This window comes from Pseudoduganella albidiflava (assembly GCF_004322755.1).
Classification (GTDB): Bacteria; Pseudomonadota; Gammaproteobacteria; order Burkholderiales; family Burkholderiaceae_D; genus Rugamonas; species Rugamonas albidiflava.
Map to the genome: position 1 here is coordinate 682,448 of NZ_CP036401.1, position 15,066 is coordinate 697,513.

Consider the following 15,066-nt stretch of genomic DNA (forward strand, 5'->3'; position numbering starts at 1 on the left):
AATCGTTTTCCCTTTATGCAATAAAATGCCGCTCTGTACGGCTATTCTGTGCGTATCCCGCTTGAAACAGGTATTATTCGAGGTTGGCCATTCCACCCTTGACAGGGTTGGTGTTCCAGCCTTGGCGTGGTTGGCCGTTCAGCCTCAGCGCGGTTGGCCTCCCGGCCTCAGCGGGGTTGGCAGTCCCGGTTACAGCAGTAGTTATTTATCGGAAAGCATGGTCGTACGACCAATCATTTATGTCTGACATCGAAACAACCGCCCAGCCTGAGGCGCCCGCCCAGGTGCGTTTCTCCGACTTCGGCCTCTCTCCCGACATCCAGCGCGCCCTCACCGAACAGGGCTACGAACACCCGACGCCGATCCAGGCGCAGGCGATCCCGGTGGTGTTGCAGGGACGCGACGTGATGGGAGCGGCCCAGACCGGTACCGGTAAAACCGCCGGCTTTTCGCTGCCCATCATCCAGCTGCTGCTGGCGCACGCCAACGCGAGCATGAGCCCCGCGCGCCACCCGGTGCGCGCGCTGATCCTCGCGCCGACCCGCGAGCTGGCCGTGCAGGTGGCGGAGAATGTCGCGAATTATTGCAAGCACACGCCGCTGCGTTCGACCGTGGTGTACGGCGGCGTCGACATCAAGCCGCAGGCCGCGATCATGCGCGGCGGCGTCGAGATCGTGATCGCCACGCCGGGCCGCCTGCTGGACCACGTGGAACAGAAGAACATCTCGCTGTCGCAGGTGCAGATGCTGGTGATGGATGAAGCGGACCGCATGCTCGACATGGGCTTCCTGCCGGACCTGCAGCGCATCATCAACCTGCTGCCCAAGCAGCGCCAGAACCTGATGTTCTCGGCCACCTTCTCGGCCGAGATCAAGAAGCTGGCGGCGACCTTCCTGAGCAACCCGGTCACCATCGAAGTGGCGCGCAGCAATGCCACGGCCGACAAGGTGACCCAGGTGGTCTACAAGGTCACCGAGGAAAACAAGCGCGACGCCGTCGCCCATATCCTGCGCCAGCGCGAGCTGAAGCAGGTGATCGTCTTCTCGAATACGAAGATCGGCGCCTCGCGCCTGGCGCGCGGCCTGGAACAGGAAGGCATGAAGGCTTCCGCGATCCACGGCGACAAGACGCAGCAGGAACGCATGGCCGCGCTGGAAGCGTTCAAGCGCGGTGAAGTGGACGTGCTGGTGGCCACCGACGTGGCGGCGCGCGGCCTCGACATCTCCGACCTGCCGTGCGTGATCAACTACGACCTGCCGTACAACGCGGAAGACTACGTGCACCGCATCGGCCGCACCGGCCGCGCCGGCGCCTCGGGCGATGCGATCTCGATCTATTCGGACAAGGACGAGCGCCTGCTGGCCGATATCGAGAAGCTGATCAAGCAGACCATCAAGCGCGGCGAGCTGGAAGGCTTCCGCCCCGGCGCCCGTGCCAGCGAAGAGCGGGGCGGCAGCGACCGCCGGCCGCCGCGCCGCGGCGCCGAAGGCGAACGCCCGCAGGGCGGCGGCTATGCCGGTTCCGCCAACGGCGGCTATGCCGGCAATGGCCGCCCCGGCGCCGACCGCGGTCCGCGCCCGTCCGGCCCGCGCCGCGACAAGGTCGACCCGTGGTTCCTGAAGCCGTACGAGCCGAGCCGCCCGAGCACCGCCTCGACCACCACCACGCCTTCGTCGTCCGCGCCGTCGAAACCGAAGCCCCGGCTGGCCGCGCTGCTCGGCGGCCTGCGCAAGGAATGAATCGCGCGGCCCAGGCAACGGTCCCGTTGCCTGGGCCGTTCGCGGCACCGGTATAATCCGGCAATCTTCCATTCTTGCCACGCCTCGCCTGGAGCACGCCAGTGTTCGACCTTGCCAACCGGCGCATCGCGGTGCTCGTCCCCTGCTTCAACGAAGCGGCGACCATCGTTGCCATCGTCCGTGATTTCCAGGCCTGCCTGCCGGGGGCGACCATCTACGTATTCGATAACAATTCCACGGACGATACCGCCCGCATCGCCGGGGCGGCCGGCGCCACGGTGCGCTCCGTGGCGCTGCAGGGCAAGGGCAATGTCATCCGCCGCATGTTCGCCGATGTCGATGCCGACCTGTATGTGATGGTCGATGGCGACGCCACCTACGACGCAAGCGCGGCGCCGCTGATGGTGCGCAAGCTGCTGGAAGAGGGGCTCGACATGGTGGTCGGCAAACGCTGTCCGGACGAACAGGATGCCTACCGCGCCGGCCACCGCTTCGGCAACCGGCTGCTGACCAGTTTCGTGGCGGCCCTGTTCGGTGACCGGTTCTCCGACATGCTGTCCGGCTATCGCGTGTTTTCACGCCGTTACGTCAAGTCGTTCGCCGCGCATTCCTCCGGCTTTGAAACGGAGACCGAGTTGACCGTGCATGCGCTGCAATTGCGCATGCCGGTCGGCGAATTGCCCACGGTGTACAAGTCGCGTCCGGAAGGCTCGCTCAGCAAGCTGCATACCTACCGCGACGGGGCCCGCATCCTGTTCATGATCGTCCGGCTGTTCAAGAACGAGCGGCCGCTGCATTTCTTCGGCATCGGCGCCCTGGCAACGCTGCTGCTCGCGTTGTTCCTGGCCGAGCCGCTCTTCATGACCTGGCTGGAAACGGGCATGGTGCACCGGCTGCCCACGGCGCTGCTGTGCACCGGCCTCGGTTTGCTGTCGTTCGTGCTGTTGTCCAGCGGCCTCGTGCTCGATACGGTCACCAAGGGGCGCATCGAGCAAAAGCGCTTCGCTTACCTGGCCGTGCCACCGCCGGCGCCATGACGGCCGGGCAGGGGCAAGGCGGCACGCTGCCCGGCACGGCTGCCTGGCATGCCCTGGTGGCAGGGTCGCCCTGGCTGGTGCCGCTGCTGTGCGGCCTGCTGTCGATGCTGGCCGGGCAGGACCTGAACTGGGACTTGCAGAATTACCACCTCTACAATCCCCACGCATGGCTGACCGGCAGGCTCGGCATCGACCTGGCGCCGGGACAATGGCAAAGCTATTTCAACCCCGCCATCGACGTGCCGTATTACCTGGCCTTCACGTATCTGCCGGGCTGGCTGTGCAGTTTCCTGATGGGCGCCCTGCACGGCCTGAATTTCCCCCTGCTGCTGGTGCTGGTCCGGCGCCTGCTGCCGGAGGGCGGCGGCGCGCACCTGCCGTTCTGGCTGGCCGCCGCCGGCTGCGCCGGGCCGGGCTTCCTGTCCGGCCTGGGCAACACGATGGGCGACAACCTGACGGCACTGTTCGTGCTGGGCGCGCTGGCGCTGCTGTTGCGTGCGCCCTTGCGTGCGCCCTTGCCTGCACCTTCCCCTGCATCCTTGCCTGCACCGCTGTTCGTCCCGGCGACCGGCCAGATACTGCTGGCCGGCCTCGTGATGGGCGCCGGAACCGGCTTGAAGCCGACCAACGCCGTGTACGCTCTGGCACTGTGCGTGGCCCTGCTGGTGCTGGATGGTCCGCCGGCGCGCCGGTTGCGGGCCGCCTTCCTGTTCGGCGTGGCGGTACTGGCCGGCATCGCGCTGTCGGCCGGGCACTGGTACTGGACCATGTGGCACCAATTCGGCAATCCCTTGTTCCCGCAGTTTAACGACGTGTTCGGCAGCGCGCTGGCGCCACCCATCGGTGTCGGCGATACCGGCTGGCGGCCGCGCACCCTGATGGAAAAACTGGCGTGGCCGTTCCTCTTCACGCTGGACCCGCGGCGCGTGTGCGAACTGCCGCTGCGGCACCTGGCCTGGCCCGTGCTGTACACGGCGGGCATCGCCCTGCTGGCGGCGCTGGCGGCCGGCCGGCGGCGCCTGGCCGCCATTCCCCGCGAAGTGCGGCTGCTGATGGTCTTCGGCGCGGTGGCCTACCTGCTGTGGATGAACCTGTTCAGCATCTACCGCTACCTGGCGCCGCTGGAATTGCTGGCACCGGTGCTGTGCTGGCTGGTGCTCGCTGCGCTGCTGCCGGGCCGGCGCGTGCTGGCGGCGTGGTGCGTCGGCCTGTGTGCCTGTTCCTTCGTCACCGTGGAGAACTGGGGCCATGCCATCGGGGTCAAGCCCCTGTCGGTGGAGGTGCCCGCGCTGCCCGCGCCGGCGCGCAGCATCGTGTATATCGTGGAAGCGCCAGCCGGCTGGCTGGTGCCGTTCTTCCCGCCCGAAGTGGCGTTCGTGTCGCTGGGGGCGGGCTTTCCGGAATCGCCCGGGTGGCTGCGGCGGGCCGCCGCGATCCGCGCGTCGCGCCCCGGTCCGGCTTATGTGATGCTGCCGGCACTGCGCGGCGAACCCGACCTGCAGCGTGCCGCCGCCACGCTGCAACGCTACGGCCTGGCGCTGGATGGCGACTGCCGCCCCTATCGGGTGAGTGCGGGGCGGGCCGTGCTGTCCTACGTGTTTTGCGGCGTGCAGCCGCGCTGACACTCAGCCCGCGCTGCCGCGGAACGTAAACGTCTTGTGCAGCACGTAGGTCAGCACCGGCCCGCACAGCAGCACCATGCCGAGGCCGGCCAGGTAATGCCACTTCATCCATTCGGCCAGGCCGGACAGCAGCAGCGTCAATACCAGGCTCAGCATCGAGACGGCAACGAACTTGCGATAGCGTTCCCAGCTGGGGCTCTGGCGGAATGTGAGCCTGCAGTTGGCGAAGTAGGAAAACGTATTGGCGAGCGCGAACCCGGCGGCGTTGGCGGCCACCGGGTTGGCCAGGCCCGTTTCGACCAGCGCGATCACCGCGCCGGAGTGGAGCAGCGTGTTGAGCACGCCAATGATCCCGAAGGCCAGCAAGGCGCTGTGCCGCGCCAGCAGTGCCTTGAGCGCGTCCAGCCTAAGCGCGTTCAACACGGTCCTCCGCCACGCCTGCCGCGCTCCCGGTGGTGTGCTCTTCGCGCACCAGGTAGACCGGGCGGCGCTTCACCTCATGGTAGATGCGGCCGACATATTCACCCAGCACGCCGATGCCGATCAGCTGCACGCCGCCGATGAACATCACGCTGGCCATCAGCGAAGCGTAGCCTGGCGTGTCGATGCCGAACACCAGCGTCTTGACGACGATGACCGAGGCATAGACCAGGGCCAGCAACGATACGACGAGTCCCACATAGCTCCAGATTTTCAGCGGTACGGTGCTGAAACTGGTGATGCCCTCCAGTGCCAGGTTCCACAGCTTCCACAGGTTGAAGCTGGAGACACCGGCCACCCGTTCGTTGGGCTGGTAGGGGATGGTCACCGTGCGGAAACCCACCCAGGCGAACAGCCCTTTCATGAAACGGTGGTTTTCCGGCAGCTGGCGCAGCGCGTCGACCACGCGGCGGTCCATCAGGCGGAAGTCGCCCACGTTCAGCGGCACCTTGACCTGCGAGATCTTGTTGTGGAAGTGGTAGAACGACACGGCGGACAGCTTTTGCAGCAGGCCGTCGCCCTGGCGGTCGACGCGGCGCGCCAGCACGACTTCGGCGCCTTTTTCCCAGTGCGCCAGCATGTCGGGCAGCAGTTCCGGCGGATGCTGCAGGTCGGAATCGATCGGCACGACCGCATCGCCGGTGGCGCGGTCCAGGCCGGCCGTGAGCGCCGCTTCCTTGCCGAAATTGCGCGACAGGTCGACCAGGTGCACACCGCTGTGCAAGGCTTGCGCCTGCAGCAGTTCGGACCAGGTCGCATCGCGGCTGCCATCGTTGACGGCGACCACTTCGAACTCGTACTGGGGCATGGTGTCGGCAATCTGCCGCACGCGCTGGAAAAATTCCAGCACGTTGCCGGACTCGTTGTAGAACGGCGCGACGAGCGTAACCCGTTTCTTCATCGTTTCATCTCACTGGATTGTGGCTGTGGACGGCACAGGTAGGCGAAGTCGATCGTGGTGCAGCGGGTTGGCGGCACGGCCGCCAGGATCCGCTCGATCTCGCCCGGCTCGAATGCCGCGGTCTCGAACACGATCGCCGTGTGCGGCGTGAGCCGTGCGGCGATTTCCTGCGCATAGTTATCGCACGGCTTGTGGGCACGCGAGATATACCCGGTCGACAGGGTGTAATGGTGCCGCACCGCGTACAGCATGGTCGGCAGCAGGGAATGGCCCGGCGTGGACTTCGTGGCACAACGGAACGGCGGATAGTAGAGCAGGTCCTTGACGCCAGCGCCAAGGAAGGCATCCCAGCGGGCGGCATCGATGGCGGGGCCCGGAACATTGGACACCGACGCCCGCACCCGCTTGTGATGCTCGCGCAAGTCCACCATCTGGATCACGCCCAGCAGCAGCAGTGCCGCGATGGCATGGCGGCGGTCCAGGTAGCGGTGCATCGTCAGCACGCCGAACACCACGATCGCATAGCCCACTGGCCAGAAGAAGCGGCCGGAGGAACGGAACATGTCCTTCAGTGGGCCGAGCAGGTTCAGCACGCTGAAGTCGTAGACATGCACCTTGCCGAAGTAGGCCGTATTGGAGACCGCATAGACCGTCAGCATGGCCAGCAGCACCAGCAGGGCGCGATGGCGCCGTGCCAGGCCGGGATCGCGCTGCCTGCGCATGCGCCATGCGAGGCCGGCCGCCACGAGCACGCCGAGCCCCAGGTAGTTGTAGCCTTCACCCTGGCCGTCATGCGGCAGGCTGGTGGGAATCGCCAGCACCGAGCCGCCCGTGAACGGCGCCATGATGTTCATCGAATAGTAGCCGAAGCCCCATTCGGTGTTGCCGCCCTTTGCCAGCGGAAGCATGGTCATGCCCAGCGACAGTGCCAGCAAGCCGTAGACGGCAACCACCACGACCGCCATGCGGGCGGCATTGGCGCGGTTCAGGTGGCGCAGCACATCGGCCAGGAAAATGGCCGACAGCATGGCGCACAGGTAGATGTTGATGTAGAACGCCATCGGGATCATGGCCAGCCACGCGCCGGCCGACAGGCGGCCCAGCCGCCCGCTGCGCAGATAGATGGCGATGCCGAACAGCAGCAGCCACTGCGCCATCAGGCTCAGGTGATTGATGCGGATCGTCAGCGCGGGGAAGCTGGCCAGCAGGATGGCCAGCACCGACAGCGTCACCCAGCCGCGCACGCGTGCCTCGCGGCAGATCCACCAGGCGCCCACGCCCTGCAGGGTGAAGCACAGCGCGATCCAGATGCCGTACGGGTTGCGCATCGGCGTATCGGGACCGTGCTGGACCAGTTTCAGCAGCACCGCATACAGGGGCACGGCATCGAGGAACGTGGCCAGCGTGCCTTCCGGCGCGTTCAGCGACGTGATGCGCAGGATCGGCCAGTGCCAGGGCTCGCGCACGAAGGCGTTGTAGCCGGCGATGTACTGGGTCAGGTCGGCGCTTTCCTGCAGCCAGAAGGCGCCGTGGCCGCGCAGGAACGTTGCCGAGAACAGCCAGCACGCATAGCCCAGCGTGATCAGCGCGGCCCAGGCCAGGCCGGCGGCGCCATCGGAACGGCGCCACCAGGGCTGCGCGGGATCGGTCAGGTGGACCGACCGGGCGGCGGGCTGGGCCGGAACGACCCGGCCGATCAGTGCGCGCAATGCGCTCATAGCGTTGACTCCATGACGGCGGTGCCGGAAACGATATCAGTAAAGTGGTGCATGGGACCGCGTCAGTTGGCCGCGGAGCCGGGCGCCCACAGGTGTTCGTCACGCCGGCCGTTGAGGATCTCGACCAGCTCGGCGGCATTCTGCTGCCATGTCAGCCACGGCATGCCGGCCGATGCGGGGGCCTGGCCGGCGCGCTGCAGCGCCAGCCATTGCTGGATCGCCCCGGCCAGGTCGGCGCCTTCCAGTCCGCTGAAATAATACGCATGCGCGCCGGCCACTTCGCGGAACACCGGCAAGTCCCGCACGATGATCGGCAGGCCGTAGCGGGCCGCCTCGATCAGCGGCAGGCCGAAGCCTTCCGCTTCGCTGGGATACAGCAGGCAGGTGCTGGCCAGGTAGACCTGCTGCAGCTGCTCGTCGTCGATGCCCTGCAGCCAGAACAGGCGCTTGCCCAGTTCGGGATGGCCGGACAGGCGCCGCACGATCTCGGGAATGGTGCGGCGGTCGGCCGCCGCGAGCGGCACCCAGCCTTCCTTGCCGACGATGACGAGATGGGCGTCGACGCCGTCGCGCCACAGCTGCTCGAATGCCGCGAGCGCCTGCAGGTGGCCCTTGCGGGGCTCGATCGTGCCGACCATCAGTGCGCACGGGCGCGCGGCGATCCGTTCCAGCTCCGGGAATACCTGTGGATGACGCTCGGGCGGCGCGCTGCTGATGTCGGCGCCCAGGTGCAGCGTGCGGATGCGCAGTTCGCGGCGCGCCGCCGGGCGATGTTCCGCCAGCCAGGCAAGCATCTCCTGGGCCACGGCTTCGGAGATGGGCAGCAGGCGGTCGGCTTCGTCGGCGATGTTTTCCAGCCAGGCGGCATGGGGCAGGCCGGCGAACGGCGGGAAGAATTCCGGCCGCAATACCGGCAGCAGGTCGTACAGCACGAAGTTGACCGACACGCCGCTGCGGCGCCAGCGCCGGTAGACCCCGGCCGCCGCCGCCTGCTGCACGGTCGCGGGCGAGAAGTCGGCGCTGTAGTAGATGTCGCCGCCCACCACGTCGGCCACCGGGTCGGCGCTCTGGCCGGCGATGCCCAGCAGGCTGAACGCATAGTTGCGCGCATAGCGCAGGTGCCACTGGCCGCCTTCGTCCGTCATGTACACCGGTTCCACGCGCCAGCCCGGAATGTGCAGCTTGAGCAGTTCCAGCAGCTGGGTGCGCACCACCCGTTCGATGCCCGTCTTCAGGTCGTGGCGGGCGATCGCGCTGACGTCCACCAGCAGCTGGCGCGGGGCCAGCTTGTCCGGGTTGCGTGCGATGATCCAGGCCAGCTGCTGCAGCGATGCTTCATCGGCCGGCAATTCCGGCAGCGCCGCCAGGGCGCCCAGCAAGGCACGCTGGCTGCCGCCGCGTTCGCGCGCGGCCAGGTCCATGGCGCGCGTGTATTCGGCGGCGCAATGGCGCGGGCTGTGCACGGTGAGGATGCGCTCGAGCGCGCGCTGGCCCAGGTCGCGGCGCAGGCCGGCGTCGGCGCGCAGGGCTTCCAGCGCACGGCTCAGTTCCGGGATGGTGAAGGCATCCGGCACCTTCCATACCACCTCGTCCGGCAGTTCGGCCATGGCGCCGTTGCCGTTGATGATGACGGGCAGGCTGTAGCTCATGCTGTCGAGGACCGCGCCGGAGGTCTCGCCGCGCGACACGCTGCGCAGCTGCACGCTGACATCGGCGGCGGCCAGGTAGCGGTGATACGTGGCGTCGTCGCTCCAGCCGGCAATGCGGATGCGCTTGCCCGCGCCGGAAGCCTTGATGGCTTCGGAGAGGCGCAGGCCATAGTCGCCGCCGTGGTTGGCGCCGACCAGCACCAGTTCGCAGCGGGCGTCGCCGTGCAGGGACGAGGCCATCCACGCCTGCACCAGTTCCATCGACAGCTTGGTCGGGGCGATGAAGCCGAAACTGCAGTACAGGATGGTGTCCTCGGCAATGCCCAGGGCGGCGCGGGCGGCGGCGCGGTCGGGATTGCGCGGCACCGCGCGCAGCAGCGGTGCCACGCTCCAGTTGCGGCCTGCTTCCGGGCCATACCATTCGTGCGCCATGCCGAGCGCGTGGCGCGAGTGGGCGATCACGCGGGTGGCGCCCTGCAGGATCGCCAGGTTGCTGGGGTAGCAGTCCTTGGCGGCTTCCACGCCTTCCGGCGCCTGGCTGGCCAGCAGGGCCGCGTAGCCGTGCGAATGCAGCAGGGCGGCGTTCCAGATGCCCGGCGCGGCGCCGCTCAGCTGTTCGTGCGACAGCATGCCGCTCATGAAGAAGTCGTGCATCACCACCACGCCCGGATGGCGCGCCAGCAGCGGCAGCATGAAGCTGTGGAACGGGCTGTTGCCGAACTGGTAGAGAATCTGGTCGTACTCGCGCGCATGCTCGGCGAACCAGGCCGGCGTGCGGCGCGGCAGCGCCGCCAGTTCCTCGGGCAGTACCACTTCCGGCTGGTCGATGACCAGGTCGATGTCGTACCAGCGCATCAGGTCCGGCAGCAGCATCACGGCATAGTCGGCGATGCCGGTGCGTTCCGGCGGCAGGGGGCACACATGCGCCAGGCGCGGCTTGGCGCCGATGCGTACCGGTTCATCCTCGTCCGGCACCGCGGCGGGCTGGCCGAAATGCTGCTCCAGCGCCCGCAATGCGCGCTGCGCCGTGCGGTCCCAGGAAAAACTGGCCGCCTGCACGGCGCCGTGCGCCCGCAGCCGTTCGCGCGCCGCCGGATCGCCCAGCACTTCGGCGATCTTGGCGCACATCGCCTCGGTCGACGCGGTGGCGAACAGGCCCGCTTCGCTGCCGATCACTTCGGGAATGCTGGTGTTGTCGGCGCCGATCACGGGCGCGCCGCAGGCCATCGCCTCCAGCGCCGGCAGGCCGAAGCCCTCGTGGCGCGACGGGAACACGAACAGCGCGGTACTGCGGTACAGGTCGATTAACTCGCTGTCGCTGAGGTAGCCGGTCAGGATCAGTTCGCCCGCGGCGAGGCCGGCGCGGCGCGCATGGGCCACCAGGTCGTCGCGGTCGTTCTGCCCCAGCTTGCTGGCGATGACCAGCTGGTGTGCCGCGCGCAAGGGCGCCGGCAGCTGGCTGAAGGCGGTGATCAGGCCATCGATGTTCTTGCGTGCGTCGAAGCCGCCGGGCGCATACATCAGGAACGCCCGGTTGATGCCCAGCCGGGCATGGAGCGCGGCCAGCGCCTGCGGATCGGGCGAGCCCGGATGGAACAGTTCCTGGTCCACCGCCGTGGAAATCGACACGACCCTGGCCGGATCGAGGTCCAGCGTGTCGATGCCTTCCTGGCGCGAGTAATCCGAGATCGACAGCAGCAGCCCGGCACGTTCGAGCGAGGCGATCTTGCGTTCGTAGTAGGCGCGCTGGCCGGGACCGGCAAGGTAGGCGGCCGGATTGAGCATCGGGATCAGGTCGTACAGCACCACCGCGGTGTTGGCGGCGCCGGCAAAGGCGCCGACCGAGGTCACGGCATCGTCCACGAAACCCTCGAACAGGCTGGTGACCAGCACGGCGTCGGGCGCCAGCGCGGCGAGCGCCTGTTCGCGGATCAGTTCATTGGCGCGGGCCCGGGGGCCATTGGCGCCACCCAGTTCCGCGCTCGGCGTGGCGATATCGAACACGCATATCCGCTCGGCGGGGACCAGGCCCCTGAATGCCTGGCGCAACTCCTCGATGGAATCGGCCAGCGCACCGTTCATGGCCAGCCAGATCTCGTGCTGGCCGGCGTTGCGGGCGATGCCCAGCGCCAGCGCCAGCGAATACCGCCCGACGCCGCGAAAGCGGCTTTCCGACTGGGCTCCCTGCATGTCGATCACGATGCGCATTCAATGCTTCCTTGCTGGCGGATTCTGCGGCGCCTGGTTTTGCGTACCGGCTTGCGTGTTCTCTTGCATAACCGGCTGCATAACCGGTTGCGCGTTCCTGTGCGCCTGCTGCTGGACCTCCAGCTGCAGTTGTTCATAGATGCGCTGCGCGCGCGGCGACAGGGCGCCCGGCTGCTGCGGCATGAGCGGCGCATCCTGCTGCGCCGCAACCGTGTTGCTGCGCGACAGGATGCCGTACAGCCGCGCCTGCAGCGACGGGAAGTGGCGCAGCACCCGGCGCGCCGCATGCTTGACGCGCGGCCGCTGCAGCACGCCGCGGATCGCCGCGATCACGAACGGCAGCGCACGCCGCTTCAGGCCGGGCACGAGGCGCCCTTCGCGCACCGCCGAGCGGGCCCGGATCACCTGGCCGCTGGTCCAGCGCAGCGGCGCCGTGACGCGCCACGAACTGCTCGACAACAGCGCCACGATGCGCTGCTCGGCTGCCCCGGCACGCTGTTCCGCCTCGGCCATGCGCCGTTCCAGTTCGATGACGCGCCAGTCCACCTCGGACAGTTTCTGTACCGGATGGGCCAGCGACTGTTCGACATGGGCGCGCAATGCCGCCTCCAGTGCCGCGAGCTGCTCCGCGCGCTCCGTCTCGGCCCGGGCGCGGGCCTGATGCAGTTCCTCCAGCGACCGGGCGTGCGCCTGGAGGTGGCCATGCACCTCCGATGCCACTTCCTCGAGGCGCTCGTGGGTCTTCTGGCGGGCGAGCCCCTGGGCGCGTTCCAGCTCGTCGTCGTAGCGCTCGGCCAGGAGGCCCAGCGTGACGCCATAGGGCCGGCTGAACGCCGCATCGAACGGTTGCTGCACGCTGGCCGGCGCGCCTTTCTGGGCCACCACCGCGTAGTCCGAACTGGTGCCTTCCAGCACGTCGATGAGGCGCGGCCGTTCGCCGCTGCGCGCGCGCTCGTTTTCCTGCAGCCGGACCACCGCGGTGCGTGCAAAGCCCGTGAAGCCGGTGGCGAAATCGAGCAGCGCGGGCGGGATCGGATGCAGGTGCGACGGATCGAGATAGAAGCTGCTGGCGCCCACCGACAGGTTTTCCGGGTTCGGCGTTTCCAGGATCAGCAGGCCGCCCGGAACCAGCACGCGCAAGGCTTCGCGCAGCATGTCGCGCACCATGTCCCATGGCAGGTGCTCGACCAGGTGGAAGGCGGACACCAGGGCCACGCTGTCGTCCGGGCAGGCGCGCAGCACCGCCAGCGCATCGCCGGTGGCGACATTCAGGCCGCGTTCGCGGCAGGCGCTGAGCATGCCGTCGTCGAGGTCGATGCCGCGCGCGTTGAAGCCGAGCGTGCCGGTCAGTTCCAGCCATTCGCCGCGGCCGCAGCCGAGGTCCAGCGCCGCGCGGGTGGGCAGGGCGGCCAGCGGTTCCAGGAAGGGCAGGTAGGCGCGCAGGCGTCCCGTGATCACCTCGCGGCTGCCGCGGTAGCGGTCTTCGAACGCCCGGTAGAACAGGTCGCTCATCGCACGATCTCCACCTGCGGCTCGATCCAGCTGGAGCCGACGAATTCCTTGCGGTTCAGGTTCATCACAGTAAACAGGAGGGCCAGGTCGCGCCACTCATAGTTGTCGGCCAGGTGCGTTTCGGTGCTGGTCAGCGCCGTCGTCACCGAATAGCTTCCCGGGCCCAGGTTGAGGGGAAAACTGAAGCGGAAGCCGATCTCCGCGCCGGCTTCGAGATCCGCCAGCGGCATGTCCATCAACTGCGTATTGGTGCCGTACATCGCCTGGCCGAGCCGGTCCTTGATCATGTAGCCCAGCACCAGCCGCGCCACCGGGCGCAGCACGCGCACCCGCACGGCCAGCGTGACGGGCGTGCCGACATTGACCGTGTCCAGCACGTCGCCGCTGGCGTTTTCCAGCACGATGCTGGTCACGGTCGCTTCGCCCGTGCCGGAGCTGGTGGCCACGCGGCCCGCTTCGGTGACCACCTGCTCGACGTGGGCCGAACCCCGTTCGGACAGCAGCGCGTTGTAGTAGTCCATCACCTGTTCCGGCGTGCCTTCCTGGGCCAGGCGGCCGCTGTCGAGCAGGATCGCGCGGTCGCAGATCGACTGGATCGCCTGGCGGTCGTGGCTGACGATCAGCAGCGTGGTGCCCTGGCGGCGGAATTCGCGGATGCGCTCGAAGCTCTTGTGCTGGAAGAACGCGTCGCCCACCGACAGTGCCTCGTCGACGATGAGCACGTCCGGGCGGCGCACCGTGGCCACGCTGAAGGCCAGGCGCATCTGCATGCCGGACGAGTACACCCGCACCGGCTGGTCGATGTAGTCGCCGATGTCGGCGAACGCCTCGATCTCGGCCATGCGGGCGCTGATCTCGGGCACGGTCATGCCCAGCAGCTGGCCGGCCATGTAGGCGTTCTGGCGGCCCGTGAAATCGGGATGGAAGCCCATGCCCAGCTCCAGCAGTGCCGCCACGCTCCCGGTGATCGAAACGCTGCCGTGGGTGGGCAGCGTGGTGCCGGTGATCAGCTTGAGCAGCGTGCTCTTGCCGGCGCCGTTGATGCCGATGATGCCTACCGCCTCGCCGGGGGCGAGCCGGAAGCTGATGTCGCGGATCACCCACTTGAGCTTGTGCCGTGGGCCGCGGAATGGCAGCAGCCATTCCCACAGCCGGGTCCAGCGGGTGGGGTACTGTTTATAGGCCTTGCCGAGCTGGCTGACGACGATGCTGCCCATCAGAGTTCATCCACCATTTCGCCGGAGCGCTTGCGGAACATGCGCATGCCCAGCACGCAGCTGCCGAGGCCCAGCAGGGTCACGGGCAGCAGCGAGCGCCAGTCGGGCATCTCGGCATGTACCAGGATTGCGTGATAGGCGCCGGCCAGCGCGGCCAGCGGGTTGTAGGCCATCAGGTCCTGGATGCCCGCCGGCAGGGCCGTGGCCACGTACACGATGGGCGTGAACCAGAACCAGAATTGCAGCAGGATCGAGAAGAACTGGCCGACGTCGCGGAAGAACACGTTGAGCACGCCCAGCACCATGCCCAGCCCGACGGCGAACAGGATCTGCACCAGCAGCACGGGCAGCAGGGCGAGGTAGATGGTGCCCGGGAAGTTGCCGGTGACGGCCAGGAACAGCGTGAACAGCCCGAACACGATGGCGAAGTTGACCAGGGCATTCAGCACCACGATCACGGGAAGGCACATGCGCGGGAAGCTGAGCTTCTTGATCAGGTTGGCGTTTTCCAGGAACACGGTCTGGCCGCGGCTGGTGATCTCGGCGAACAGGCCCCAGGTCAGGATGCCGGCGCACAGGTAGATGCTGTACGCGAAGCCGCCGGGATTGCCCGGCAGGCGGCTGCCCATCACATTGGAAAAGATGACCGTGTACACCACGATCATGGCCAGCGGATTGAGGACGGTCCAGGCGGCGCCGAGCAGCGAATTGCGGTACTTGGCCTGGAATTCCCGCTTCACGCTTCCGAGGATGAAGCCGCGGTACGCCCACAGCCCGTTCAACATGGCAGGCAGCTTCATGCACTGCCTGCAGGAAGGGTCATCGTGGTGGGAAAATCGTTCATTCCGTGCCGAAAAAAAGCGGAAGTATAGCATGGCACGCTGGCTATTTGATAACGCGCAAGTGTTGCCATTGGTAACAATGAACTGTCAGAATTGCCGGATTTCCATGCTGACGGAATGCAGTTGTCCGGAGAGAAGCGG

The 15,066-nt window shown here is 67.6% G+C and carries 10 protein-coding genes; 3 read left to right on the top strand and 7 right to left on the bottom strand.

The genetic code is table 11. The annotated features are described in order from the left end of the window. Positions 1-239 precede the first annotated feature (239 nt). The 3 genes from EYF70_RS02985 (at position 240) to EYF70_RS02995 (ending at position 4,398) form a co-directional block, all read left to right on the top strand. Positions 240-1,739 (top strand): DEAD/DEAH box helicase, encoded by a 1,500-nt coding sequence (locus EYF70_RS02985; RefSeq protein WP_131144070.1) that lies wholly within the window; start codon positions 240-242, stop codon positions 1,737-1,739. 101 nt (positions 1,740-1,840) lie between these two features. After that, positions 1,841-2,776, top strand: a complete 936-nt coding sequence (locus tag EYF70_RS02990; RefSeq protein WP_229420681.1) for a glycosyltransferase family 2 protein — start codon at positions 1,841-1,843, stop codon at positions 2,774-2,776. Then, positions 2,773-4,398 (top strand): glycosyltransferase 87 family protein, encoded by a 1,626-nt coding sequence (locus EYF70_RS02995; RefSeq protein WP_131144072.1) that lies wholly within the window; start codon positions 2,773-2,775, stop codon positions 4,396-4,398. The genes EYF70_RS02990 and EYF70_RS02995 overlap by 4 nt, the downstream gene beginning before the upstream one ends. A gap of 3 nt (positions 4,399-4,401) precedes the next feature. Here the strand turns inward: EYF70_RS02995 and EYF70_RS03000 are convergent, their stop codons facing one another. From EYF70_RS03000 to EYF70_RS03030, 7 genes are all read right to left on the bottom strand, one after another. After that, on the bottom strand, positions 4,402-4,818 hold the full coding sequence (locus tag EYF70_RS03000; RefSeq protein WP_165497565.1) for a GtrA family protein: 417 nt from the start codon (positions 4,816-4,818) through the stop codon (positions 4,402-4,404). Continuing rightward, a complete protein-coding gene (locus EYF70_RS03005) occupies positions 4,805-5,779 on the bottom strand; it encodes a glycosyltransferase family 2 protein (RefSeq protein WP_131144074.1) in 975 nt (324 codons plus the stop codon). The genes EYF70_RS03000 and EYF70_RS03005 overlap by 14 nt, the downstream gene beginning before the upstream one ends. Further along, on the bottom strand, positions 5,776-7,497 hold the full coding sequence (locus tag EYF70_RS03010; RefSeq protein ID WP_131144075.1) for a DUF6311 domain-containing protein: 1,722 nt from the start codon (positions 7,495-7,497) through the stop codon (positions 5,776-5,778). Before EYF70_RS03010 ends, EYF70_RS03005 begins: the two co-directional genes overlap by 4 nt. A gap of 62 nt (positions 7,498-7,559) precedes the next feature. After that, the gene (locus tag EYF70_RS03015) at positions 7,560-11,354 is read right to left on the bottom strand and encodes a glycosyltransferase (RefSeq protein WP_131144076.1); all 3,795 of its coding nucleotides are present in this window, start codon (positions 11,352-11,354) and stop codon (positions 7,560-7,562) included. After that, entirely contained in the window at positions 11,355-12,866 is a 1,512-nt protein-coding gene (locus EYF70_RS03020; RefSeq protein WP_131144077.1) for a class I SAM-dependent methyltransferase, read from the bottom strand. Continuing rightward, positions 12,863-14,083, bottom strand: a complete 1,221-nt coding sequence (locus tag EYF70_RS03025) for an ABC transporter ATP-binding protein (protein ID WP_131144078.1) — start codon at positions 14,081-14,083, stop codon at positions 12,863-12,865. Before EYF70_RS03025 ends, EYF70_RS03020 begins: the two co-directional genes overlap by 4 nt. Continuing rightward, a complete protein-coding gene (locus EYF70_RS03030; RefSeq protein WP_131144079.1) occupies positions 14,083-14,883 on the bottom strand; it encodes an ABC transporter permease in 801 nt (266 codons plus the stop codon). The genes EYF70_RS03025 and EYF70_RS03030 overlap by 1 nt, the downstream gene beginning before the upstream one ends. Between the last annotated feature and the right edge of the window lie 183 nt (positions 14,884-15,066).

What these genes read in the sequence shown, in the direction of transcription:
- EYF70_RS03010 (WP_131144075.1), bottom strand. Translation starts at nt 7,497, where the DNA reads ATGAGCGCATTGCGCGCACTGATCGGCCGGGTCGTTCCGGCCCAGCCC.
- EYF70_RS03015 (WP_131144076.1), bottom strand. Translation starts at nt 11,354, where the DNA reads ATGCGCATCGTGATCGACATGCAGGGAGCCCAGTCGGAAAGCCGCTTT.
- EYF70_RS03005 (WP_131144074.1), bottom strand. Translation starts at nt 5,779, where the DNA reads ATGAAGAAACGGGTTACGCTCGTCGCGCCGTTCTACAACGAGTCCGGC.
- EYF70_RS03020 (WP_131144077.1), bottom strand. Translation starts at nt 12,866, where the DNA reads ATGAGCGACCTGTTCTACCGGGCGTTCGAAGACCGCTACCGCGGCAGC.
- EYF70_RS03025 (WP_131144078.1), bottom strand. Translation starts at nt 14,083, where the DNA reads ATGGGCAGCATCGTCGTCAGCCAGCTCGGCAAGGCCTATAAACAGTAC.
- EYF70_RS02985 (WP_131144070.1), top strand. Translation starts at nt 240, where the DNA reads ATGTCTGACATCGAAACAACCGCCCAGCCTGAGGCGCCCGCCCAGGTG.
- EYF70_RS02995 (WP_131144072.1), top strand. Translation starts at nt 2,773, where the DNA reads ATGACGGCCGGGCAGGGGCAAGGCGGCACGCTGCCCGGCACGGCTGCC.
- EYF70_RS03030 (WP_131144079.1), bottom strand. Translation starts at nt 14,883, where the DNA reads ATGAAGCTGCCTGCCATGTTGAACGGGCTGTGGGCGTACCGCGGCTTC.